At 67.4% G+C, this 23,982-nt stretch carries 25 protein-coding genes; 21 read left to right on the top strand and 4 right to left on the bottom strand.

The window, feature by feature from the left end:
* Positions 1-22: 22 nt before the first annotated feature.
* Positions 23-949 carry a spermidine synthase gene (locus tag AC50X6_RS00650; protein WP_494964664.1) on the top strand — a complete coding sequence of 309 codons (927 nt, stop codon included), beginning with the start codon at positions 23-25 and terminating at the stop codon, positions 947-949.
* 28 nt (positions 950-977) lie between these two features.
* Here the strand turns inward: AC50X6_RS00650 and AC50X6_RS00655 are convergent, their stop codons facing one another.
* The gene (locus AC50X6_RS00655; RefSeq protein ID WP_494964408.1) at positions 978-1,895 is read right to left on the bottom strand and encodes a LysR family transcriptional regulator; all 918 of its coding nucleotides are present in this window, start codon (positions 1,893-1,895) and stop codon (positions 978-980) included.
* A 139-nt stretch (positions 1,896-2,034) separates the two neighbouring features.
* Between AC50X6_RS00655 and AC50X6_RS00660 the strand changes: the two genes are divergently transcribed.
* Positions 2,035-2,784: a 3-hydroxybutyrate dehydrogenase gene (locus AC50X6_RS00660; RefSeq protein ID WP_494964409.1), complete on the top strand. Its 750-nt coding sequence runs from the start codon at positions 2,035-2,037 to the stop codon at positions 2,782-2,784.
* 81 nt (positions 2,785-2,865) lie between these two features.
* Here AC50X6_RS00660 and AC50X6_RS00665 read toward each other — a convergent pair whose 3' ends face one another.
* Positions 2,866-3,108 (bottom strand): helix-turn-helix domain-containing protein, encoded by a 243-nt coding sequence (locus AC50X6_RS00665; protein WP_494964410.1) that lies wholly within the window; start codon positions 3,106-3,108, stop codon positions 2,866-2,868.
* 361 nt (positions 3,109-3,469) lie between these two features.
* On the opposite strand from AC50X6_RS00665, the gene AC50X6_RS00670 reads away from it, so the two are divergent.
* The 4 genes from AC50X6_RS00670 (at position 3,470) to AC50X6_RS00685 (ending at position 6,120) form a co-directional block, all read left to right on the top strand.
* Entirely contained in the window at positions 3,470-3,928 is a 459-nt protein-coding gene (locus AC50X6_RS00670) for a hypothetical protein (protein ID WP_494964411.1), read from the top strand.
* Positions 3,922-4,155: a helix-turn-helix transcriptional regulator gene (locus AC50X6_RS00675; protein ID WP_494964412.1), complete on the top strand. Its 234-nt coding sequence runs from the start codon at positions 3,922-3,924 to the stop codon at positions 4,153-4,155. The genes AC50X6_RS00670 and AC50X6_RS00675 overlap by 7 nt, the downstream gene beginning before the upstream one ends.
* The gene (locus AC50X6_RS00680; RefSeq protein WP_494964413.1) at positions 4,152-5,123 is read left to right on the top strand and encodes an NAD(P)-dependent alcohol dehydrogenase; all 972 of its coding nucleotides are present in this window, start codon (positions 4,152-4,154) and stop codon (positions 5,121-5,123) included. Before AC50X6_RS00675 ends, AC50X6_RS00680 begins: the two co-directional genes overlap by 4 nt.
* Positions 5,124-5,229: 106 nt before the next feature.
* A complete protein-coding gene (locus AC50X6_RS00685) occupies positions 5,230-6,120 on the top strand; it encodes a pentapeptide repeat-containing protein (protein WP_494964414.1) in 891 nt (296 codons plus the stop codon).
* Here AC50X6_RS00685 and AC50X6_RS00690 read toward each other — a convergent pair.
* Positions 6,088-6,618 carry a tetratricopeptide repeat protein gene (locus AC50X6_RS00690; protein ID WP_494964415.1) on the bottom strand — a complete coding sequence of 177 codons (531 nt, stop codon included), beginning with the start codon at positions 6,616-6,618 and terminating at the stop codon, positions 6,088-6,090. The two genes, AC50X6_RS00685 and AC50X6_RS00690, sit on opposite strands and share 33 nt — an antisense overlap.
* A gap of 208 nt (positions 6,619-6,826) precedes the next feature.
* Between AC50X6_RS00690 and AC50X6_RS00695 the strand changes: the two genes are divergently transcribed.
* The 15 genes from AC50X6_RS00695 to AC50X6_RS00765 all read left to right on the top strand — a co-directional run bounded on the left by AC50X6_RS00695 (position 6,827) and on the right by AC50X6_RS00765 (position 22,930).
* Positions 6,827-7,726 (top strand): IclR family transcriptional regulator, encoded by a 900-nt coding sequence (locus AC50X6_RS00695; RefSeq protein WP_494964416.1) that lies wholly within the window; start codon positions 6,827-6,829, stop codon positions 7,724-7,726.
* A gap of 196 nt (positions 7,727-7,922) precedes the next feature.
* Complete coding sequence (hutU, locus tag AC50X6_RS00700) at positions 7,923-9,644, top strand: urocanate hydratase (protein WP_494964417.1); 1,722 nt, start codon at positions 7,923-7,925, stop codon at positions 9,642-9,644.
* Between the two features lie 65 nt (positions 9,645-9,709).
* Positions 9,710-11,302 (top strand): histidine ammonia-lyase, encoded by a 1,593-nt coding sequence (gene hutH / locus AC50X6_RS00705; RefSeq protein WP_494964418.1) that lies wholly within the window; start codon positions 9,710-9,712, stop codon positions 11,300-11,302.
* Positions 11,303-11,452: 150 nt separating this feature from the next.
* Entirely contained in the window at positions 11,453-11,689 is a 237-nt protein-coding gene (locus AC50X6_RS00710) for a hypothetical protein (RefSeq protein ID WP_494964419.1), read from the top strand.
* A 232-nt stretch (positions 11,690-11,921) separates the two neighbouring features.
* Positions 11,922-13,058 carry a DUF475 domain-containing protein gene (locus tag AC50X6_RS00715; protein ID WP_494964420.1) on the top strand — a complete coding sequence of 379 codons (1,137 nt, stop codon included), beginning with the start codon at positions 11,922-11,924 and terminating at the stop codon, positions 13,056-13,058.
* Positions 13,059-13,085: 27 nt separating this feature from the next.
* Positions 13,086-13,676, top strand: coding sequence for a TerD family protein (locus tag AC50X6_RS00720; RefSeq protein WP_326965890.1), 591 nt, complete (start codon positions 13,086-13,088; stop codon positions 13,674-13,676).
* 32 nt (positions 13,677-13,708) lie between these two features.
* A complete protein-coding gene (locus AC50X6_RS00725; RefSeq protein ID WP_326965889.1) occupies positions 13,709-14,290 on the top strand; it encodes a TerD family protein in 582 nt (193 codons plus the stop codon).
* 59 nt (positions 14,291-14,349) lie between these two features.
* Positions 14,350-14,931, top strand: a complete 582-nt coding sequence (locus tag AC50X6_RS00730) for a TerD family protein (protein WP_494964421.1) — start codon at positions 14,350-14,352, stop codon at positions 14,929-14,931.
* A gap of 33 nt (positions 14,932-14,964) precedes the next feature.
* Positions 14,965-16,161 (top strand): toxic anion resistance protein, encoded by a 1,197-nt coding sequence (locus tag AC50X6_RS00735; protein ID WP_494964422.1) that lies wholly within the window; start codon positions 14,965-14,967, stop codon positions 16,159-16,161.
* A gap of 34 nt (positions 16,162-16,195) precedes the next feature.
* Positions 16,196-16,717 carry a hypothetical protein gene (locus AC50X6_RS00740; RefSeq protein ID WP_494964423.1) on the top strand — a complete coding sequence of 174 codons (522 nt, stop codon included), beginning with the start codon at positions 16,196-16,198 and terminating at the stop codon, positions 16,715-16,717.
* A gap of 8 nt (positions 16,718-16,725) precedes the next feature.
* Positions 16,726-17,268: a TerD family protein gene (locus AC50X6_RS00745; RefSeq protein WP_494964665.1), complete on the top strand. Its 543-nt coding sequence runs from the start codon at positions 16,726-16,728 to the stop codon at positions 17,266-17,268.
* Positions 17,269-17,270: 2 nt separating this feature from the next.
* Positions 17,271-18,122, top strand: a complete 852-nt coding sequence (locus tag AC50X6_RS00750) for a hypothetical protein (protein ID WP_494964424.1) — start codon at positions 17,271-17,273, stop codon at positions 18,120-18,122.
* A 34-nt stretch (positions 18,123-18,156) separates the two neighbouring features.
* Entirely contained in the window at positions 18,157-19,338 is a 1,182-nt protein-coding gene (locus tag AC50X6_RS00755; RefSeq protein ID WP_494964425.1) for an HpcH/HpaI aldolase/citrate lyase family protein, read from the top strand.
* Positions 19,335-22,058, top strand: a complete 2,724-nt coding sequence (locus AC50X6_RS00760; RefSeq protein WP_494964426.1) for a phosphoribosyltransferase domain-containing protein — start codon at positions 19,335-19,337, stop codon at positions 22,056-22,058. The genes AC50X6_RS00755 and AC50X6_RS00760 overlap by 4 nt, the downstream gene beginning before the upstream one ends.
* Complete coding sequence (locus AC50X6_RS00765; RefSeq protein ID WP_494964427.1) at positions 22,055-22,930, top strand: HAD family hydrolase; 876 nt, start codon at positions 22,055-22,057, stop codon at positions 22,928-22,930. The genes AC50X6_RS00760 and AC50X6_RS00765 overlap by 4 nt, the downstream gene beginning before the upstream one ends.
* A gap of 6 nt (positions 22,931-22,936) precedes the next feature.
* On the opposite strand, the gene hutG is transcribed toward AC50X6_RS00765, so the two are convergent.
* Positions 22,937-23,935 carry a formimidoylglutamase gene (hutG, locus tag AC50X6_RS00770; protein WP_494964428.1) on the bottom strand — a complete coding sequence of 333 codons (999 nt, stop codon included), beginning with the start codon at positions 23,933-23,935 and terminating at the stop codon, positions 22,937-22,939.
* Between the last annotated feature and the right edge of the window lie 47 nt (positions 23,936-23,982).

Raw genomic sequence — 23,982 nt, forward strand, 5'->3', positions numbered from 1 at the left:
TGAGAAGAACGGCGGACGGCTGATGGCTAAGCGGGGCAGGGCGGCCGGCCGGAGCACCGGAAAAACAGTGCCGGGGGTGGTGGAGGTGCCGAAAGGTACCCGCCCCGACGGCCCGGTGGAGGGCATCTACTACATCGACACCGGCGACTGCGAGTTGATCGCGGACCAGGACAATTCCACGGGCTGGCTGCTGCGGATCAACGGCGTGATGAGCTCGCACATCGACCTCGCGGACCCGCTGTTCCTCGACTTCGAGTACATGCGCTGGATCTCCGCGCTGGCGGAATCGCGCTGGTCCCGGGAGACCGGACCGAGGCTGCGGGCCCTTCACCTCGGCGGTGGAGCATGCTCATTGGCCCGGTACTTCCATGCCGCCTATCCGGATGCCCGCCAGGTGGTCGTGGAACTGGACGGCAGGCTCGCCGGGTACGTCCGAGGCTGGTTCGATCTGCCCAAGGCGCCGCTGATGCGCCTGCGGGTGGGGGAGGCCCGCGATGTCACCGAAAACCTCACCCCGCACACCCGCGACCTCATCATCCGCGACGTCTTCGCCGGGTCCATGACCCCGCGTCCGCTTACCACCAGGGAATTCAACCAGCATGCCAAGCGGGTGCTGGCCCCCGGTGGGATCTACGTGGTGAATTCCGGCGACGCCCCGGACCTCAGGAACGCACGCGAGGACGCGGCCACCATCGCGGATACCTTCGAGCACACCGTGATCATCGCCGACCCCGCCATGCTCAAGGGCCGGCGCTACGGCAACATGGTCATGGCCGGAAGTGACTTGCCGTTCGACGACGACCCCCAGCTGGCGCGCCGGCTCCTCGGCGGCGCGGTGCCCGCCCACATCTGGAACGACGCCAAGGTCCGGGCCTTCGCGGCCGGCGCCCCGGTCCGCCACGATCCGCCAGCCCCGCCAGCCCCGCAAACCCCGTCGAGTGCTCCGTAACTGCCCTTTTGGCGCCTCAAAACGGCGGCTACGGAGCAGTCGATGAGGATCTGCCCCGGCCCATCAGCGCCTCGCGGTGGGCGGCGGTCTGTTCGCGCAGTGCCTGCACCACCGCCGCCACGGCCGGACGGCGCATCGAATCGGGCCGCAGCACCATCCAGTAGGGCAATTTCTCGGCGAACTCGTGGGGCAGCAGCCGGACGAGGTCCGGGTGCAGGTCCGCCGCGAAGCACGGCAGGAACCCGATCCCCGCTCCGGCGCGGGTGGCCTCCACATGAACAAAGACGTTGGTGGAGCTCAGTCCGTCCCGCATGGTCGGCACGAGCCTCCGCGGAGCGTCGAGATCATCCACCTGGAGCATGGAATCCACAAAGTAGACCAGCGCATGGGCCGTAAGCTCTTCCACGGTCGTGGGGGTGCCGAACTCGGCGAGGTAAGCGCGCGAGGCGTACATTCCCAGCATGTATTCGCCGAGCCGGGCGGCGGCGGCCCGGTGCACCTGCGGCTCGCCGACCACCACCTCGATGTCCAGTCCCGAGCGCTGCTGGAGCGCGCGGCGCGTAACGGTAATGATCTCGACGCTGAGCCCCGGATGGTCGCGCCGCACGCGGGCCACGGCGGGGGCTGCGATGTAGGCGCTGAAACCGTCCGTCGCAGTCATCCGGACGACGCCGGTGATGGGATCCGGGATCCGGCCCGGCTGCTCGAGGGGCCGGATGGCCGCTTCCACCCGTTCGGCCACCTGGACCGCTTCCGCGCCAAGGTCCGTGAGCTCCCACCCTCCCGAGGCGCGCGAGAGGACCCGCCCGCCCAGAGCCTTCTCCAGGGCCGCGATTCGCCGGGAAACGGTCGTGTGGTTGAGTCCCAAAGTCTGGGCCGCCATCGTGAACTTTGCGGAACGGGAGACCGCCAGCAGTACCAGCAGGTCATCGGGATTTGCTTTCATATCTGCAATTCTGCACATACCGGGTGCTTGTTTGACCATTGAAACGCCCAGTTTGTGCGGCAATACTCTGTGAAGCTGCTCAGTGCTGTGCATCATGCCTCGCCTGGGCCGATAGGACCGCGACCTGAGGAGTGCAGACATGGAGAGCAGCTTGAACGGCCGCAAGGCCCTGGTGACCGGCGGGGCCGGCGGGATCGGTGCCGCCAGCGTCCGGGCCCTGGCGGCGCGCGGTGCCAAGGTGGTGATCGCGGATGTGGATGAAGCGGCGGCCGGTGCCCTTGCCGACGAGGTGGGCGGCACCTCCTGGGCGGTGGACCTGCTCGACGTCGGGGCACTCCAGTCCGTCAGTTTGGACTGCGACATCCTCGTCAACAACGCCGGAATCCAGCGGATCAGCCCCATCGAGGACTTCGATCCGGCCGACTTCCGCCGCATTATCACGCTGATGCTAGAGGCGCCCTTCCTGCTCATCCGGGCCGCCTTGCCGCACATGTACGCCAACAACTTCGGCCGGATCATCAACCTGTCGTCGGTGCACGGCCTGCGCGCCTCGCCGTTCAAGAGCGCCTATGTCTCCGCCAAGCACGGGCTGGAAGGGCTGAGTAAGGTGACCGCGCTGGAAGGCGGCGCGCACGGCGTCACGTCCAACTGCATCAACCCGGGATACGTCCGGACACCGCTGGTCGAGACGCAGATTGCCGACCAGGCCAAGGTGCACGGCATCCCGGAGTCCGAGGTGCTGACCAAGATCATGCTGACCGAGGCTGCCGTGAAGCGGCTCATCGAGCCGGAAGAAGTGGCCTCCCTCGTTGCCTGGCTTGCCTCGGACGACGCCGGCATGGTCACGGGCGCCAGCTACACCATGGACGGCGGCTGGTCCGCCCGCTAGCCCAAACCACCGCCTCGCCGAGGTGAGACTTGGCGCCCATCCTGATCCGGACCATGGGCGCGAAGTCTCACCTCGGCGCAGTCATGGGGAGTCCCGAGCGTCCTGCTCGGGCGCACCGGGCTTCGGGGCGAGGGTGGCCGGCTCGGTGGCCCGACGGATGTAATCGGCGACGGCGTCCTCCGGAACCCGGAACGAGCGGCCGACGCGCACGGCTGCGATGGCGTGCGAATTGACCAGCCGGTACACGGTCATTTTCGACACCCGCATCGCTGCGGCCACCTCGGCGATCGTCAGGTACTGCGTGGACATCGGGGCGGCTGACATGGCAACGCGGCTCCTTGTTGGTGCGGCAAGCCTGGCGGCCTGGCCGTCTTGCAGCCGGGCCGCCGGCTCCGGCGGCAAACGAACTTCCGGCGGTCCGGACCAGCTTCGGGGGGCTCCCCAGCCAATTCCCCGGCTGGTCCGGGACCGCCGTGAAACCCACTGTAGGCTTCTGTCCCGTTCGTCACACGCGTAACTTCTACCCCTGTTACACCCCGCACCACTTGGGTCACAGCTGTGTACTACTTGCAGGGACTACTGGGCCGGCTGGAGCTCCGGCGCAGAAAGCCACCCGGGGAATCAACGTCAAGATGCCGGGCGCAGAAAGCCATTGACACAATGTAAAAGTTTCTTTACATTAGCAATGTCGGCTTTGTTTTACATGGGAGACGAGATGTCCTTCGAAGAAAAGAGCGCCTGGATCACCGGGGTGCTGGCAGTCGCGGCGTACGCGGTGTACCTCGCCGTCGTCCTGGAATTGTCCGGTTCCATGCCGCTGACGGAAGTTCCCTACGTGGCGCCGCTGCTGTTGACTGTGGGCGGATCGATCGCGGGATCCATCGTGCTGCACACCGTGATCCGGACGTTCTCCGCCGGGGATACCGGGAAGAAGGACCAGCGTGACAAGGAGATCTACCGCTTCGGCGAGTACGTCGGCCAGTCCTTCCTCGTCGTCGGGGGAGTGGTGGCCCTGGTGCTGGCGATGGCTGAGGTGGAGCACTTCTGGATCGCCAATGCCGTCTACCTGGCCTTCTTCCTCTCGGCGATTCTGGGCTCCGTCGCCAGGATCGTTGCCTACCGCAGGGGCTTCCAGCCGTGGTGAAACCGACAAGGGTCACCAATTCGATCCGCCGGCTGCGGTCTGAGCGCGGCGAACTCACCCAGGCGGAGCTTGCCGAGCGGATCGGCGTCACCCGCCAGACTGTCATCGCCATTGAACAGGGCCGCTACTCGCCCTCGCTTGAGCTGGCATTCCAGATTGCCCGTGTCCTCAGGGTTCCCCTCGATGACGTTTTCCAGTATCCGGATTCTGAAGGAGAAGCACCATGAAGGCAATAGTTCAAGACGTCTACGGCTCTGCGGATGTGCTGGAGTTGCGCGATGTCGACAAGCCGGTGCCCGCCGACGACGAGGTGCTCATCAGGGTCCGCGCCGCCGGCGTCGACCAGGGTGTCTGGCACCTCATGACCGGGCTGCCGTACCTGACCCGTGCCTTCGGCTTCGGGCTGAAGGCGCCCAAGAACGGCATCCGCGGACGGGAGGTCGCCGGTGAGGTGGAAGCGGCCGGCCGTAACGTCGTCGGATTCCGGCCCGGCGATGAAGTCTTCGGCACCTGCGAAGGGTCCTTTGCCGAATATGTCTGCGCAAAGGAGGGAAAGCTGGCGCTGAAGCCGGCCAACCTGAGCTTCGTGCAGGCCGCCGCCGTCCCGATCTCGGCCGTCACGGCGCTCCAGGGCCTCCGCGACAGCGGGCAGGTCCAGCCCGGGCAGGAAGTACTGATCATCGGCGCGGGAGGCGGCGTCGGCGCTTACGCCGTGCAGCTCGCCAAAGCGTTCGGTGCGAAGGTCACCGGAGTGTGCAGCACCGCGAAGACGGATCTGGTCCGCTCGATCGGCGCCGATCATGTCATTGACTACAAGCACGACGACTTCGCCGACGGCTCGAAGCAATACGACCTCATTATCGACACCGCCGGCAATCGCCCCCTCTCGGTCCTGCGTCGAGCACTCAAGCCGCACGGAACTTTGGTGATCGTCGGCGGCGAAGGCGGCGGGCGCTGGACCGGCGGCTTTGAACGCTCACTGCGGGCCCCCATCCTGTCCCTCTTCGTGGGCCAGAAACTCAAGGGGCTTATTTCGGTCGAGCGCGCCAACGACCTCCGGTTCCTGACCGAACTCATCAACGCCGGCTCGGTGTCACCGGTCATCGACAAGAGCTACCCGCTGGCCGACGCACCCGCGGCGATCCGGTACCTGCACGAAGGCCGGGCCCGCGGCAAGGTGGTCGTCACCATATAAGCGAGGTGATCCGCGGCGGGTGGGACTTCGTTCCCGGGGCGCGTTACGGCCTGAAGGCGGCGTAGACTTCCGCACTGGAAGTGCCGTCGACCAGGAAGGGACTCCCGTGACGTCCGTACCGCTGACACTTCAGAGCAGCCGGCACCGCCGGCTCGTGGCTGATTGCGCCAACTGCGCCGGGCTCTGCTGCGTTGCCTTGGCCTTTGCCAGGTCTGCGGATTTCGCCGTGGACAAGGCCGCAGGCGATCCCTGCGTGAACCTCGAGGCGGACTTCCGCTGCGCCATCCATCCGCAGTTGCGGGAACGCGGCTTCAAGGGCTGCACCGTCTTCGATTGCTTTGGTGCGGGCCAGAAAGTCACCCAGCAGACGTTCTCCGGGACGGGCTGGCGGGAGGCGCCGGACTCGGGGCGGCTGATGTTCGCGGTTTTCCCGGTCACCCGGCAGCTGCACGAGGTCCTCTGGTATCTCAATGAGGCCCTCGGTATGCCCCGGACAGCGCCGCTCCACGGTGAGCTGCTGGCGGCCTTCGAGGAGACGGAGCGGCTTACCCTTCAGCGGCCCGAGGCCATCCTGGCGATCGACGTGAACGGGCATCGGGACGGGGTCAACGCACTGCTGGCCCGTGCGAGTGAACTCGTTCGGGCCACAGCCCCGGCGCCGTCGAAACGTTTAAGGAGGATCGGCCCGGGCGCCGACTTGATCGGGGCCCGGCTGGCCGGGCAGGACCTGCGGGGTTCCAACCTCCGGGGCGCCTACCTCATCGCGGCCGAACTGCGGGGTGCGGACCTGCGCGGCGCGGACCTTATCGGTGCCGATCTGCGGGACGCAGACCTAACCGGCGCCGATCTGTCCGGCACCCTGTTCCTGACGCAGCTGCAGCTCAACGCCGCCAGGGGCGATTCCTCGACCGTGCTGCCCGGCTCGCTGCTGCGGCCCGGGCACTGGGGGCCTGAGGCCGGATCCCTAGGGGCCGCCGGGAACGGCCTGCCGGTCTAGGCCGGCCAGAAAGGCCGCGTTGCCGCGCAACGCGGCCTCATAGCGGATGACCTCCTCGCTGCGGATACGGTCCGTGGCCAGTTCCAGGAGTTCGGCGACGGCGGCATCGCTGCGGGAGGCGGCATGAAGGGACAGGGCCAGGAAGAGGCGGACCGAGTCGGAGCCGGGGAACAGGGCCCGGGCTTGCCGCAACGCGGCCAGCGATTCCTCGTGGAGTTCGAGGTTCCGCAGGGTGCTGCCGTACTGCAACAGGCACCGACGCAGAGTGTCGCCGTCCAGCCCGGCGTCCATTGCCTGCTCGTAGTAGCCGCGGGCGCGCCCCTCCTCGCCGGCAGTGTCGTAGGATCCGCCCACCTCGAAGAGCGCAAGGGGATCGCCGGGATATTCCGCGAGGAGACGCTGGAAATACTCGATGGTCGGCTGCATGTTCTCCCGGTCGCGGTGCCGGTGGCCTTCTTCAATTGCGGCGGCGAGATCGGGGTTCGGTGAGCGGGTCATGGGGTATGTCTAGCCGACGTCGAACGGCACAGCCGGGCGGGACACGCGGGCAGCGGAAATCTAGCGTTACCCCGCCCGCGGCTGGCTCCCTGGCCGGCAATGTCCGGGATTCCAGACACGCGGTGCCGCGGCGGACCGTCCCTCGGTGCCGGGCAGGTGCATGCTTAAGTACGGGATACCGGACACGCCCCGATTTCGAAGAGGACCCATGCCAACGAGCACCACCAGCCCGAACACCGCCAGCCTGAAGACCACCGCCGCGGCCGGCGCGCCGGACGCGCCGGTGGCCCCTGCCGCCAGGCCGGCTGGCAACGGCGCTGCAGCGAAGGCGGCGTCCAAGGTGCCGGCGGCAGAGAACACCCTTCGCATCCTCAAACTGCTGGCCTCCAAGCGCGGGCCGATGGCGGCGTCGAACATTGCCACGGCGCTCGGCCTGCCGCGTTCCAGCGTCTACCACCTGCTCGGCGTGATGGAGGCGAACGGCTTTGTGCTGCACCTGCATGAGGAGCAGCGCTACGGCCTGGGCATCAGCGCCTTCGAACTCAGTTCCGCCTATTCGCGGCAGGAACCCCTGTCCCGGCTGGGCCGGCCGTTGCTCGCCTCGCTCGTTGACATGATCGGCGAAAGCGCCCATCTGGCCGTGCTGCACGGCCGCGACGTGCTCTACATCGTGGAGGAGCGGGCCAAAAACCGGCCGTCCCTCGTGACCGACGTCGGGGTCCGGCTGCCGAGTCACCTCACCGCGAGCGGCCGGGCAATCCTCGCCGCGCTGCCGAAGTCTCAGGTCCGGGCGCTGTACCCGAACGCCGCCGCGTTCAGCGCCCGGCACGAGACCGAGTCGCCCATCATGAAGTACTCCGCGCTGTCCTCGCACCTCGACCAGGTCCGGCAGCGCGGCTACGCCACCGAACACGGCGAGGTGACGCCCGGCTTCGGCTCGATCGCCGCCGCCGTCACGGACCACGTGGGCTGGCCGACGGCCGCCGTCGCCGTGACGTTCCTCGAGGAGAAACTGCCCGCGGAAGGGTGGCCGGCGCTGGCCGCACGGGTGCAGAAGGTCGCCGACGAGCTCTCGGTCCGGATACACGGCCGCCCGCAGCCGTCCTGACCAGTTGCCCTATCACTTACGGCTCCCATTCGCCTGTTTTAGCAACCAAAAGTGATAGCGCAACGGAGGGAGGGGCGCGTCTGGAATCCCGGACGGCACACGTTCTGAGGCTCTGTCTCCGTGGCCGCGGACAGGCTTTAGTTGATACAGAACCTCATTCCTCCGAAGCAGCCGAGAAAAGACGAGAAGGAGCCTCATGGCACCCGCCGATTTCACCACCGGTGCCCGCCCGGTCAAAGCATCCCGCGGCACCACGCTCACCGCCAAGAGCTGGCAGACCGAAGCCCCGCTGCGCATGCTTATGAACAACCTGGACCCCGAGGTGGCCGAGCGCCCCGATGACCTTGTGGTCTACGGCGGCACCGGCCGCGCCGTCCGGTCGTGGGCCGCGTTCGACGCCATCACCCGCACGCTGGAAACCATGGAGAAGGACGAGACCCTGCTGGTCCAGTCCGGCAAGCCCGTCGGCGTCTTCCGCACCAACGAATGGGCGCCGCGGGTGCTGCTGGCCAACTCCAACCTCGTCGGCGACTGGGCCAACTGGCCCGAATTCCGCCGGCTTGAGGCCGAGGGCCTGATGATGTACGGCCAGATGACCGCCGGGTCCTGGATCTACATCGGCACCCAGGGCATCCTGCAGGGCACCTTCGAGACTTTCGCGGCGATCGCCCGCAAACTCACCGGCGACGAGGACGGCACCCTCGCCGGCACCCTGACCCTCACCGGCGGCTGCGGCGGCATGGGCGGCGCCCAGCCGCTCGCCGTCACCCTGAACGACGGCGCCTGCCTGATTGTCGACGTCGACGAAAGCCACCTGCGCCGCCGCGCCGGCAAGCGCTACCTCGACGAGGTGGAGACCGACCTCGACGCCGCCATCGCCAAGGTGCTGGCCGCCAAGGAAGAGCGCCGCGGCTGGTCCGTGGGCTATGTCGGGAACGCCGCGGAAGTTTTCCCGGAGATCCTGCGCCGCCACAACGCGGGCGAGCTCACGGTGGATATCGTCACGGACCAGACCTCCGCCCATGACCCGCTGAGCTACCTCCCCGAAGGCGTCACCATCGAGGAATGGCACTGCGAAGCCGCCGCAGACCCGGACGGCTTCACCAAGAAGGCCCAGGCCTCCATGGCCAGGCACGTGGCGGCCATGGTCGAGTTCCAGGACGCCGGCGCCGAGGTCTTCGATTACGGCAACTCCATCCGCGACGAGGCCCGCAAGGGCGGTTACAACCGAGCCTTTGAATTCCCCGGTTTTGTCCCGGCCTACATCCGCCCGCTGTTCTGCGAGGGCCTCGGCCCGTTCCGCTGGGTGGCGCTCTCCGGCGACCCCGAGGACATCGCCGTCACGGATGCCGCCATTAAAAACCTCTTCCCGGAGAACAAGCACCTGCACCGCTGGCTCGACGCCGCCGCTGAGCGCGTGGAGTTCGAGGGCCTGCCGGCGCGGATCTGCTGGCTTGGCTACGGCGACCGTGCCAAGGCCGGCCTCCTGTTCAACCAGCTGGTCAAGGAAGGCAAGGTCAAAGCGCCCATCGTGATCGGCCGGGACCACCTCGACTCCGGCTCCGTCGCCTCCCCGTACCGCGAAACCGAGGCCATGGCCGACGGCTCGGACGCTGTTGCCGACTGGCCGCTGCTCAACGCCCTGCTCAACACCGCCTCCGGCGCCACCTGGGTCTCCATCCACCACGGCGGCGGCGTCGGGATTGGCCGCTCCATCCATGCCGGCCAGGTCTCTGTCGCCGATGGCACGGACCTCGCCGCGCAGAAGCTCGAACGCCTGCTCACCAACGACCCCGGCATGGGCGTCATCCGCCACGTCGACGCCGGCTACGACCGCGCCGTCGAAGTCGCCAAGGAACGCGGCGTCCGCATCCCCATGATCCCCACGAGCCCCCAATCCACATCGGTTGCTCCGTAAGTGCCGTTTTGAGCCCCCAAAAGGGCACCTACGGAGCAATCGATTCCCACCAACCAGGAAATATCATGACTCTCCCCACCCACTCACCGCTCACCGTCACGCTTGGCTCAAGCGGCGTCACGCCCGAGGACGTCGTCGCCGTCGCCCGCCACGATGCCCGGGTGACCATCTCCCGGGACGCGCTCGACGCTGTCGCCAAGGTCCGCGCCCACATCGACCGCCTCGCCCACAGCCAGGCCCCGGCTTACGGCATCTCCACGGGCTTCGGCGCCCTGGCCAACCGTCACATTCCCAACGAGCTGCGCACCCAGCTGCAGAAGTCCCTGATCCGCAGCCATGCCGCCGGGATGGGCCCGGCCGTGGAACGCGAGGTGGTCCGCGGCATCATGTTCCTGCGCGCCAAGACCCTCGCCTCCGGCCGCACCGGCGTCCGTCCCGTGGTGCTGCAGACCATGGTGGATGTCCTCAACGCCGGCATCACCCCGGTGGTCCGCGAATTCGGCTCGCTCGGCTGTTCCGGCGACCTCGCCCCGCTGTCGCACTGTGCCCTGGTCCTGATGGGCGAAGGCGAGGCGACGGGCCCGGACGGCACGCCCTACGGCGGACGTGGAGAAAGCCCGGTCGCCGGACTCCTCGCCGAACACGGGATAGAACCCGTCACCCTCGCCGAAAAGGAAGGCCTGGCGCTCGTCAACGGCACCGAGGGCATGCTCGGCATGCTGCTTATGGCCATCGCCGACATCCGCCAGCTGCTCACGACGGCGGACATCACCGCAGCGCTCAGCGTCGAGGCGCTGCTCGGCACCGACCAGGTGTTCCTGCCCGAACTGCACGCCGCGCTCCGGCCGCACCCCGGACAGGCCGCCTCCGCGGACAACATGCTGCGGGTCCTGTCCAACTCCCCGATCGTGGCCTCGCACCGGATCAACGACACCAAGGTCCAGGACGCCTACTCGCTGCGCTGCGCACCCCAGGTGGCCGGCGCCGTCCGCGACACCGTGGACCACGCCGCCATGGTGGCGTCCCGTGAACTCGCCGCCGCGATCGACAACCCGGTGGTCCTGCCCGACGGCCGGGTCAGCTCCAACGGCAACTTCCACGGTGCTCCGGTGGCCTACGTCCTCGATTTCCTGGCCATCGTCGTCGCGGACCTGAGCTCCATCGCCGAGCGCCGGACCGACCGGATGCTGGACCCGGCCCGCTCGCACGGGCTGCCTGCCTTCCTGGCAGCGGATCCCGGCGTCGACTCGGGCCTGATGATCGCCCAATACACCCAGGCCGGGCTGGTCTCGGACAACAAGCGGCTGGCCGTCCCGGCGTCGGTGGACTCAATTCCCAGCTCCGCGATGCAGGAGGACCACGTCTCCATGGGCTGGCACGCGGCCCGCAAGCTCCGCCGCTCCGTGGAGAACCTGCGCCGTGTCCTGGCGATCGAACTCGTCACGTCAGCGAGGGCGCTCGACATCCGCACCCAGCTCTCCGGCGGCGACCTTGTGCCGGGACCGGCAGGCACCGCGGTGATCGCGGCACTGCGCGACGTCGTCGACGGTCCGGGAACCGACAGGTTCCTCTCCCCGGAGCTGGAGGCGGCGGACCGCCTCGTTGCCTCGGGGAAGGTCCGGGCGGCGGCCGAATCCGCCGTCGGAAATCTCGCCTGACGGCAAACAAACTGCGGTTTGGCCGGGCAATTTCCGGCGGCCCCGAAATTGTGGGCAACACGGCCGGCGGGGGCCCGGGAACTGTAGTACAAAGGGGAAGTCGCACCAACGACGTTGTGACACAGAACATATACAAAGGGGTAGAAGTTCATGAAAGCACGCGGGACGGTTATGTCCAGGCGCCTGGTATCCGCCGCCACGGTTTCCGACTGGGGAAGCCTCAAGGCCGGCGACCGGGTTGAAATCCTCAAGCACGCACGGGTCCTGGCGGCCGGTGAGGTCGAAGAAGTCTCGGTGAGCGGCAACGTGCTCTGGCTGGTCCCCGCGGACCTGTCCGGGACGCAGCTCGTCCTGAAGTCCGACGGCGTGCAGGTGCGGCGCAGCTGACCGCGCCCCGGCCCGTGAGGCTGATGGCCGGGCGACCCATCAGCGCCGGGAAGGCGGACGGAACTTGGACCGGGCTGCGGACGTTGTGAGAAGGTGGGGGACGGGGCTGCACAGCGTCGCACCCTGCCGATATGATATTGGCACGAAGTCCTGGGGATAACTTCCGGGATGGTTTTCGCCGTCCTGCCGTCATTAACTGGTCAGGACCAGTAGTTCCAGGAGTTGTTCCAGCGTGGTTCTCAAGACATTCGGTTGGTCGTTCGCGGTCACCATCATTGCATTGGTGGTCGCTTTTCTCTACGGCGGACCCGAGGCGCTCATCCTCTGCATCATCCTGGGCATTCTTGAAGTCAGCCTGAGTTTTGACAATGCCGTGGTCAACGCCCGGATCCTCGAGCGGATGAACCCGTTCTGGCAGAAGATGTTCCTCAGCGTGGGCATCATCATCGCGGTCTTCGGCATGCGCATCCTGTTCCCGCTCCTCATCGTCGGAGTCACAGCCGGCCTGAACCCCATTGAAGCGGTCAGCCTGGCCATGGAAAAGGGCGATCCCGGCGCTCCCGGCACCTATGGCTACCTCCTGCACGAAGCGCACCCCCAGATTGCGGCCTTCGGCGGGATGTTCCTCCTGATGCTGTTCCTGGACTTCATCCTCGCCCAGCGTGAGATCAAGTGGATCAAATTCCTCGAAATTCCGCTGGCCCGGCTGGGCAAGCTCGAGGGCGCATCCCTGATCGCCGGAATGGCCGCGCTGGCCTTCGCCGGTGCCGTGTCCGGTGAGAAGCAGGGAATCGTCCTGCTCTCGGGCCTGCTCGGCATGATCACCTATTTCCTGGTGAACGGCCTCGGTAACCTTTTCGACGTCGACCAGGACGGCGACATCGACGCTGCGGACGCGGACCTCGTCGTCCACTCCGGTCCCTCCGGTTCCGCCAAGCTTGCGGGCAAGGCTGCCTTTATGCTCTTCCTTTACCTGGAAGTAATCGACGCCTCCTTCTCCTTCGACGGGGTGATCGGTGCCTTCGCCATTACCTCCGATCCCATCATCATCGCCCTCGGACTCGGCTTCATCGGCGCTATGTTCGTCCGCTCCCTGACCGTCTTCCTGGTCCGGCAGGGAACGCTGGACGAATTCAAGTACCTGGACCACGGCGCGCACTGGGCCATTGGCGCCCTGGCCGTCATCCTGCTTATCACCATCGTGGTCCCCATCAACGAGATCATCACCGGCCTCATCGGAGTGGTCTTCATCGGCGCCGCCCTCACGGGATCGATCCTGCGCAACAGGCGGGACCGCGCCGCCGGGCAGGACGAAACACTCGAGCCGGCGGATGCGAACGGCTCGTCGGTAGCCAGCACCAAGCAGTAGCCACCACTATGGAAAGCGAGTAAATCAATGGGTTTGAGTTTGGAAAAAGGCCAGTCACTGTCGCTGACGAAGCAGAACGGCGAGTCCCTGACGAACGTCCGCCTGGGTCTGGGGTGGGACTCCGCTGTGCCGGCCAAGAAGGGGTTCTTCGGCGGAACGAAGACCGCTGAGGTCGACCTGGATGCCTCGGCCATCATGTTCGACGGCGAAGGCAAGCACCTGGACACGGTTTTCTTCAACCAGCTCACCAGCAAGGACGGCGCCATCCGGCACACCGGTGACAACCTCACCGGCGCCGGCGACGGCGACGACGAGACCATGATGGTGAACCTGCCCGCGGTCTCGCCGGCGGTCAAGCACGTCGTGTTTGTCATCACGAGCTACAGCCAGCAGACCTTCGATATGGTCAAGAACGCGTTCTGCCGGGTCATCGACGACTCGGCCGCGGGCAGCCCGGAAGTTGCCCGCTACTCCCTCACCGAGGCAGGGAAGAACACGGCAATGGTCATGTCGAAGCTGTCGCGGACCGGCAACGCCTGGACCTTCCAGGCGATCGGCACGCCGGCCAACGGCCGCACCGCCGCCGAGGTTCTCGGCGTCGCTGCTTCCGTGCTCTAAGCCCGTCCCCGCAGCGCACCAAGGAGGTACACATGTCCAGCCTGACCCTGAGTAAAGGCAGTAACCTGTCCCTGACAAAGGCTGATCCGGGGCTCCGCCGGGCCATGATCGGCCTCGGCTGGGATCCGCGGACCACGGCGGGCGAACAGTTCGACCTCGACGCCTCGGCGCTGCTGGTCAGGGCGGACGGGAAGGTCCGCTCCAACGCCGACTTCATCTTCTACAACCAGTTGTCTTCGGCCGACGGTGCCATCGTGCACCAGGGGGACAACCGCACCGGCGACGGCGACGGCGACGACGAACAGGTCCTGATCGACCTGGACGCCGTCGCACCCGACGTCGAGAAGATCGTGATCGTCGTGTCGATCGACCAGGCAGACGCCCGCCGGCAGAACTTCGGCCAGGTCCGCGACGCGTTCTGCCGGGTGGTGAACGAGGAGACCGGCAACGAAGTGGTCCGCTACGACCTCACCGAGGACGCGGCCGCCGAAACGTGCATGATTTTCGCGGAGATCTACCGTCACAACGGCGAGTGGAAGTTCCGTGCCGTGGGCCAGGGCTACGCCTCGGGCCTCCGTGGCGTGGCCACGGACTTCGGCATCGCACTGGACTAGAAACCCGGCGGCCCGGGGGAACCCGGGCCGGCCCACCTGACTGAACTAGGAGAATAATCATGGCTGGCTTGACCCTTACCAAAGGCAGTAACCTCTCGCTCACCAAGACCGATCCGGGGCTGAACAAGGTTCTCATCGGGCTGGGCTGGGATCCCCGGACAACAACCGGCGACGCATTCGACCTGGATGCCTCGGCGCTCCTGCTCGGCGCCGACGGAAAGGTCCGCAGTTCCGCGGATTTCATCTTCTACAACCAGCCGGCTGCACCCGACGGCTCGGTGGTCCACAAGGGGGACAACCGTTCCGGCGAGGGCGACGGCGACGACGAAGTGGTCGCCGTCGAGCTCTCGGCAGTGGGCGCAGATGTTGAGCGGATCGTCTTTGTGGTCTCGATTGACCAGGCAGAGACCCGCCGGCAGAACTTCGGCCAGGTGCGCGCCGCCTACTGCCGCGTGGTGAACCAGGAGACTGACGTGGAAGTGGTGCGCTATGACCTCAGCGAGGATGCGGCGCCGGAGACCTGCATGATCTTCTCAGAGCTCTACCGCAACAATGGCGAATGGAAGTTCAAGGCCGTCGGACAGGGGTACGCCACCGGCCTCGCCGGCATCGCCGCGGACTTCGGCGTCCAGCTCGGTTAAGACGCCGCGACCAGAGAATAGAGAGAGACAACAATGAGCATGCAACTCACACCGCCTGAGACGGCGTCGCCGGCACCGCTGGTACTGAACGCGCCGGAATCCGTGGACATCGTCAAGGTGGACGACGCCCCGGGAATGGTCCCCGTTCCAGCTGAACGCCAGCAGGAAATCAACGCGCAGGCGCGGGCTTTCGTCAGTGAAGTCGCTGCTATGAACCCGCACAGCCCCGAGTACTCCAGCAAGATCGACGGAATCAACCGGCTGGCGGGCCAGCAGCTGGTGTCCTCCGCTGACACCTCGAGCCGGTTGCTGGAGCGGTCGTCCACGTCGTTGGCCGGCGCGAAGAAGGCCGGCAGCAGCGCCCAGGTGCAGGTAGCGTCCACCCTTGGTGAACTCCGGTCCACGGTGGAAGACCTCACCCCGAACGCGGCCGACCTGAGCGTGGGCCGCAAGATCCTGGGAATCATCCCCGGCGGCAACAAACTGGCCAAGTACTTCCAGAAGTACGAATCCGCGCAGACGCAGTTGGACAAGATCATCAAGTCCCTGATGGCGGGGCAGGATTCGCTGCTTAAGGACAACGCCGCACTGGCCCAGGAAAAGACCCAGCTGTGGGAAACCATGCAGGGGCTGAGTGAGTATGCGGTATTCGCGAAGGCCCTGGACGGGGCAACAGCAGCCAAAGTCGATGAGATGAAGATCTCGGGCCAGATCGAAGAAGCCGGCAAACTCGACGCCGATGTGCTGTACCCGATCCGCCAGCGCCACCAGGACATCCTGACGCAGCTGGCCGTATCGGTCCAGGGCTACCTGGCCATCGACATGATCCGCAAGAACAACACCGAACTCATCAAGGGTGTTGAGCGTGCCCGCACCACCACGATCTCCGCGCTGCGGACCGCCGTGATCGTGGCCCAGGCTCTCGCCAACCAGAAGATGGTGCTGGATCAGATCGACGCCATCAACACCACCACGAACAACATGATCCTCAAGACGAGCGAGATGCTGAAGGATCAGACCGCCCGGATCCACCAGCAGGCGGCCAGCTCCGGCGTCAGCGTGGAGACCCTGCAGAAAGCGTTCGACAACGTCTTCCAGACCATGGACGCCATCGACACCTTCCGCTCGCAAGCCAACAAGAGCATGGAAGGCACCGTTCACGCCCTCGAAACAGGGCTCGAACGCGCCCGTCCCTACCTGGACCGGGTGCGCCAGCAGGAGGGAAATTAGCGGCCGCCGGCCCTGAGCAATAGGCTTACGGGCTATGGTCGCAAAATTCTTAGGCTCGCTGTTCGGCAGCGGAGCGGGTAACCGCCCCGCTGCCGACTCCGGCGCCGAACTGCCCGCCGCCGTCGATCCGGTTGCAGTCGAGCTGGCAGCCACCGGGTCCGCGCTCCGGGAGCTGCGCGGGACGGCCCTGAGCAAGGGCGCCGAACTGCCCACCGTTGTGGTCTCACAACTGTTGGCGCTGGCGGACATCCTCGGGTCCCTCATCGGCTACATCGGGGAATCCGGGGCGTCCACCGAGCAGCGCGTCCTCCTGAACGCCATCATCACCGACTATCTGCCGTCCCCGCTGCGCGCCTATTTGATGCTGGCCGCTTCGTCACGGAATGAGGACTCCGCGGACACAACCGTATTGCTGGAGCAGCTTGACACGCTCTACTCAACCGTCAAAAACCTGGACAACCAGGTCCGTACGGGGGCTATCACGGAACTGGCGGTTCACGGCCAGTTCCTGCGGGACAAATTTGATGTTGACGGTCTTCACCTGGAAGGACACTAGTGGCTTCGATGGTCGCGGGCAGCAACGCCGCCCTCACCGCTGAGAACCCCGGACTCGGGAAAGTACTGCTTGGGATCGGCTGGGAAATGGTGCCCAGCCGTGGGCCGCAAGCCGAGCTGGTACCGATGGCGATCATGTGCGGGCCGGACGGCCGCGCCATTTCGGATGACCACCTCGTCTTTTTCAACCAGATCGCCAGCCCCGAAGGCAGCATCGCTTTCGCCGGAGCGGAAGACCAGGAGCAGATCGACGTCGACCTCACCCGGGTGCCCGGGACGGTCAGCAAGATCGCGGTACTGCTCTACGTGGATCCGGATGTCCGGGGGCCCGGCACCTTCGGCGCTGTCAAGAACGCCTATCTGCGGGTCGCCAATGAGCAGAACCGGGAACTCCTGCGTTTCAGCGTGCCGCGGGGGAACCTGGATAAGATCAACGCCATGATTCTCGGTGAGCTGTACCGGCATGGCGGGGGCTGGAAGTTCCGGGCCCTCGGTCAGGGCTATGAGGCCGGGCTCGCCGCCGTTGCCGCGGACTTCAAGTTGAAGCTCTGACCATGGGATTGAATCGAAGCCCTGTACGGACCGATATCGACTACCTCAGCCGGCGCCGGAAAGTTGTCAAGCGCCCGGAAACTGCACCGCCCGCTTCGGCCGGCGCAGCCCCGCCGCCGGACCCCGGCCCGTCGACTTCCGCGGGACTGACGCTCGGCCACCGACCGCGGGTCTCCGGTCCCTCCGGTTCCGCCGGCCCGTCCGGTTCCGCCGTTTCCGCGGGACTTAATCTCGGCCCCGGACCCGCGCGTACTCCGGCGGCCGGCGGCACTCCGGCGACCAGCGGCACTCCGTCGACCAGGCCGGGTCCGGCGCCGCGCACCGCCCCGTCGGCCGCGGAGCGGCTGTTCCCGGCTCCGGCCTTTGGCAGCCTCCGCGAGTTGGGGGAAGCGAATCCGGTGGTGCGCCTGAACGCGAGGCAATCCGCGATCGGTTCGCTCCTGGTGGCCGGGGCCCGCTCGGTGGCATGGGAGGACCAGAACCTCACCACGGGTGCCCACCACGCGGACGGGCACAAGGCCGGCACCCCGGTCAGCACACCCGGTAACCGGCCCCTCGCCGGAATTCAGGACCTGTCCGGAATCGTATCCCTGCGCCACGTCCGCCTGCTGCGCCGCGCACTGTTCATCGCTGGCGAGTCACCTTTGACGATCGGAGTCTTCGACGGCGCCGCCGCCGCGGTGGCCGCCAGGAACGACGGCGGCTTCCGGAGCGTTCTGTATGTCGTGCGGATCGGCGGAGTCCTTGAGGTCCGCGCCGAGTTCGTCCCGGCAGATGCCTCCGACGCAGTCATCTGGGCCACCTTCGGGTTCACCATGACGATTCCACTGGACCAACGGGTACTCCTGCGCTAACCGGCAGCACACCGCAGCTAAGAATTAGGGGAAGATGCAGCACTTCAGAGCCCTGCCTGAATCCGTCAAGGATCGGCTTTTCCATCTGCGCCCCGAGGTCCTTCACCGCACCTCGGACCCAGGACTGCTGGCCGTGGCCCTGGGTGCCACCCTCTACTCGCCGGCCACCCGGAGCGGCCTCGCGGCGGGCATCCGGAAGCAGGCCAGGGCCGGGTGTCTGAGTATCGTCATTTGCCTGGAGGACGCCGTACCCGATGATGACGTGCCCGCGGCAGAGGAGAACCTGCTCATAGCGCTGGCGGAGCTTTCGCAGGAGGATCCGGGCGAGCTGCCACTGATCTTCATCCGATGCCGTACCCCGGAACAGCTACTCGACGTCGGACGCCGGGCCGGTGCCGCGCTGGGGGTCGTTTACGGCTTCGTTTTGCCCAAGTTTGAGAACGAAACAGGCCGGGGACGCGCCTTTATGGTGGCGTTGCAGCAGCTTAACGAGGAGGCCGGCCGCGGCGGCGCTTCGGCGGCACAGGCGCTGCAGGCCATGCCCATCATCGAGGACCTGTCGACAACCCATCTTGAATCTCGGGTCCGGGTGCTGACGGACAACCTGGCCCTGATCGAAGAGTTCCGCGAACTGGTGCTGTGCGTCAGGATCGGTGCCACGGACATGTCCAGCGCTTTCGGGCTGCGGCGTTCCCGCGACCTGACCATCTACAACGTCAAGGTCGTTGCCAACATCATCGGCGACGTGGTGAATATCTTCGGCCGCCCGCAGAACGGCTGGGTCATTTCCGGACCAGTGTGGGAGCACTTCGTCAACACCGAGCGGGTCCTGAGGACGCAGTTGCGGTCCTCACCGTTCGAGGCCGTCAACGAAGGCGAGCTCCGCCAGCGCATCCTGATGGACAACCTGGACGGCCTGATTCGCGAGATCGAGCTGGACCTGGCCAACGGGCTGCTCGGCAAGACGGTCATCCACCCCACCCACGTTCCCGTAGTGCATTCCATGTGCGTCGTGAGCCATGAGGAATACCTCGATGCCCGGGATATTGCCGGGAGCGCGGGAGGTGGCGTGAAAGCGTCGTCCTATGGAAACAAGATGAATGAATTGAAGCCGCACCGTGCCTGGGCGGAACGCACCCTGCTGCGGGCCCGGGCCTTCGGCGTCGCCCGGCCAGGGGTCAATTTTGTGGAACTACTGGAAGCGAGCATGCGATGAAGGCAGTCCGTACGGATGCCCCCTGGAGCGGAAACTACGTCCGCGATACCCTCGGCGTAGACGTGGCCTCGACCACCGGTCACGGCGTGCTGCCGGTGGAAGCCCTCGTCGGCCTGGCGCTGCGGCGCAATCCGAAGCGGGCCCATCTGCTCGTCTCCCGGGTGCTCGCCAAGCATGTCCCCACCGAACCCGGAATCACGACGTCGGCCGGCTGGCTCCTCGCCCTCCTCATCAGGAGGGAACTCGAGGGCTCAGACGAGGGCTCCGCCGGGCACGCGGCGTCCGCCGGACTCCTCACGGCCGTCATCGATGAGGCTGCAGACCGACTGGGGCTGCTGCTGGCCGTGGACGCCGGCCGGGACGGCGATGCCAGCCCGGCGGGCACGCAGGCCCGGGAGGACCCGGCGAAGCGGGACGAGCGGCAGGCCAGGGCGTCCGCCGTGACGGAGCTTTGCGCTTTGCTCGCGGGACAGCAAACCGAACTTCCCGGCGCCGTGACCATCGGCTACGCGGAAACGGCCACGGGGCTGGGACAGCTGGTGGCCGGGCAGCTGGGGACGTACTACATCCACTCCACCCGGCAGGGCAGCGGCGGGGTAGCGCCGTACGGGGCGTTCGAAGAGATGCATTCGCACGCCACGTCCCACCAGTTGCTGCCCACGAGCCGCGCCGCCCTGGACCGGGCCGAAACGGTGGTCCTGGTCGATGACGAGCTGAGCACCGGCGCCACGATCATCAACACCATCCGCGAACTCCACAACACGGCCCCGCACCGCCGGTACATCATTGCATCCCTCGTCGACCTGCGCTCCGACGCGGACAGGAATCAGCTTGATGCACTGGCGCTCGAAATTGACGCCAGGATCAGCGCCGTGGCACTGGCCCAGGGCAGCATCCAGTTGCCGGCCACGCTCGCTGCGGATGCCGCGGAACTGATCGGCAGCCTCCCGCGGCCGCATCCATCGGTTCGCGGCCGGGGTCAGGTCCGGCTGCTGGACCTGGCCGGCGTCGTGCCGCCCATCCGCAGCGCCCGCTTCGGCGTCGCAGGGCGCCCCGATCCGCGGCAGGCGGCGGAGATCGCCGACGCCCTCGCCGCAGCACTGAGCGCATTTCCCGGCGCCCCCGGCCACACCGGCCACACCGGCGCCACGGCGGGAGCCCGCGTCCTGGTCCTGGCCACGGAGGAGTTCATGGCGCTCCCGCTGGCGGTCGCTGCCCGGCTGCAGGAGCTGTGCCCGGACACCGACATCCGGTATTCGACCAGTACCCGGTCGCCCATCGCTGTCCTCGACGAGCCGGGCTACGCCATCCGCTCGGCGATTGCCTTTGACAGCGACGACGATGCCCCGGACGGGCCCGGTCCACGGTTTGCCTACAACCTGGCGCACGCCGGGGGACTTTTCGACACGGTGGTGATCATGGCCGAGCCCGGCACGCCGGAGTCCCAGCTGTTGGCTCCCGGCCGGATCGCGGAGGCCGTTGCGGGGAGCGGCGCCGACGTCCAGCTGGTGCTGCTTCCCTGCCAGGCGCCGCGCCAGGCGCCGTTCCCCACACGGTTCCCCGCGCCGCTGCTCGGCCCCGACTTCGGCTCCTACGCGCCGGATGACGTGCAATGGCTGCTGAAGGACCTGAGTTTTGCGCAGCTGGAGGCGCCGCGGGCCGAACGTGAAGCCGCCATCCAATCCGGGAAAGCCAGTTACGCCGAATCGCTGCCGCAGGAGTTCGAACCCTCCCCCGAGTACGGCGCGCTGTTCCAGGCCGCGCTCGGGAGCTCGGCGGTCCGGATCGCCCACGCCGTCGGTACCCTGACGGAGCAGGTCCTGAAACTGCGCGGCAACGCCCCTGTCCTGGTGTCGCTGGCACGGGCCGGAACGCCGGTGGGGATCCTGATGAAGCGCTGGGCCCGGGAGGTCCACGGCCTGGACCTGCCGCACTATGCCATCAGCATCGTGCGCGGACTCGGCATTGACCAGACCGCTCTCGGCTACCTCGCCGCCCACCACCGCCCGGAAGACATCATGTTCGTGGACGGCTGGACCGGCAAGGGCGCGATCGCCCGTGAGCTGGCGGCCGCCGTCGAGCTCTTCCAAAAGACCGACGGACCGGCCTTCCGGCCGGACCTGGCCGTCCTGGCGGACCCGGGGCACTGTGTCCGGATCTTCGGCACCCGGGAGGACTACCTGGTCCCCTCGGCCTGCCTGAATTCCACCGTCTCCGGCCTCGTCTCACGCACCGTTTTCAACAGGGCACTGATCGGCCCGGGCGATTTCCACGGCGCCAAGTTCTACTCGGAACTGGCCGGCAGCGATGTCTCCAACGGCTTCCTGGACGCGGTCGCGGCGAACTTCCCCGGGGTACGGGACGAGGTCACTGCTGCCGCGGCGCACGCCCCCACGGACATCGGCGGGCTTCCGCAGGCGGACTGGTCCGGATGGGCCGCCGTGGAGGACATCAGCAGGAGTTTCGGCATCAACAACGTCAACCTGGTCAAACCAGGGGTCGGCGAAACCACCAGGGTCCTGCTGCGGCGCGTGCCGTGGAAGGTTCTGGTGCGCCCCGAGGCGGTTCCGGAGCTCGCGCACGTCCTGCACCTGGCAGACCAGCGCGGCGTCGAGGTACTGGAAGTTCCGGGGCTGGCCTACAGCTGCGTGGGCCTGATCCACCCGCTCCACACGCCGGGAGCGACCGGCGCCGATGGCAGGTCCGTGGTGGACGTATGAGCGCTCACGCGGGCACCGGCCCGGTCATGGTTGCCAGTGACCTGGACCGTACCCTGATCTACTCGGCGAATTCCATGGCGCTCGGCGGAGCCGACCACCTGGCGCCCCGGATGGTGGTGGCCGAGGTCTACGACGCGTCGCCGCTGTCCTTTATGACCCGGGCCGCCGAAGAGCTGCTGGAAGGGATCGTGGAGCGGAGCATCTTTGTGCCCGTCACCACCCGGACGCAGGCACAGTTCGCCCGGGTCCGGCTGCCGGGCTTCGGCCGGGGCTACGCCGTGACGACCAATGGCGCGGTGCTGCTGCACGACGGCGAGCCGGACGCCGATTGGTCCCGCCACATCCAGCGGTCCCTGGGGACGGATTGCGCGCCCTTGAGCGACGTGCTGGACCATCTGACCGGCAGCGCGGCGGTTCCCGCGATCCTGCGGGTCCGGACTGCCGAAGACTTCTTCGTGTATTCGATCGTTGACCGGCAGGCGCTGCCCGACGCGTACCTCGAGGAACTCGCCGCCTGGTGCCGGGCCCGCGGCTGGACCACGTCCCTGCAGGGACGAAAGCTCTACTGCGTGCCGGCCCCGATCACCAAGGAAGCCGCCGTGGATGAGGTCCGGCGGCGGAGCGGAACAGGTCTGCTGGTCGCGGCCGGCGACTCGCGGCTCGACGCGGGAATTCTTGAACTCGCGGACATCGCCATCCGGCCCGCGCACGGCGAACTCGACAGCGACGCCTTCACCAGGCCGAACCTGACGGTGACCTCGACTGCGGGAATCCTGGCCGGGGAGGAGATCCTGCGGTTCGTGGACGACGTCCTGGCGCAGGCTTCCGGCGCGGCGCCGTTTGCCGGCGCGCCGGCCGTGCAGCGGGTCTGAGGCCGGCTAGCCCAGCAGTGTTGTGATCAGCCGGGCGGCCACCTTCGCGGTGCGGTTGTCGACGTCGAACTCCGGGTTCAGCTCAGCCACGTCAATGTGCAGAAGTTTCCCGCTCGCGGCGAGCTGCCGGCACACGGCGCTGATCACCGGCAGCGGCACACCGTACGCCGCCGGGGCGCTCACGCCGGGGGCCACCGACGCCGGCAGCACGTCCAGGTCGATCGTCAGGTACAGCGCGTCCACCCGGGCCAGGAACGCCGCCACAAAGGCATGCGCGGCCTCCGCCGAGCTGTCCTCGTCCAGGAGGTAGTCCACGCCCAGTTCTGCTGCGGTACGGAACAGCGCCCGGGTGTTGTTCGGTTCGGAGATTCCGACGACGGCGTACGTCAGTTCGCGGCCCGCGGCGGCTTCCGCGCGGGCCATCTGCAGGAACGGCGTGCCGGAACTGGGCACCGGCTCGTAGCGGAGGTCGAAGTGCGCGTCGAGGTTCAGCACACCCAGCTTCAGCCCCCCGCGGACTGCCGCCGATCCTGCCACGCCCAGGTAGCTCGCGTACGCCGTTTCGTGCCCGCCGCCGAGCACCACGGGGAGGAGCCCGGCGTCGAGCAGTGCGGTGATGGCGAGTCCGGCACGCGCCTGTCCGGCCGCCAGGGCATCCCCGGCGTCCCCGGCGACGGTGACGTCGCCGGCGTCGTGCACGTCCCGGCCCAGATGGAAGGCGAGCGGGCCGAGGGCGGTGCGGATGGCGGCCGGTGCGGCCGCGGCGCCCGGTCGGCCCTTGTTGCGCAGGACTCCGGCGTCGCTGCCGAAGCCGAGGATGACGGCGGGGCGCACTGCCCCGGCCGCGGCAGGGGCCTCAGGGGTCGTGGCGGCAGAGGCAAGGCCGGCGGGCGGCGTGTACGGGGTGACGGCCTGCCACCAGCGGCGGTAATCGTCCCCGTCGCCGTCGAACCTCCCGGTCCAGGGCTGCGGCGGGACATCAACGGCGGGTGGGTGCGAAACCATACCCCTAGCTCACCGCACGCGGGACGCGAAAACCAGCAGCGCCGCCG

It is taken from the genome of Pseudarthrobacter sp. HLT1-7 (assembly GCF_059383435.1).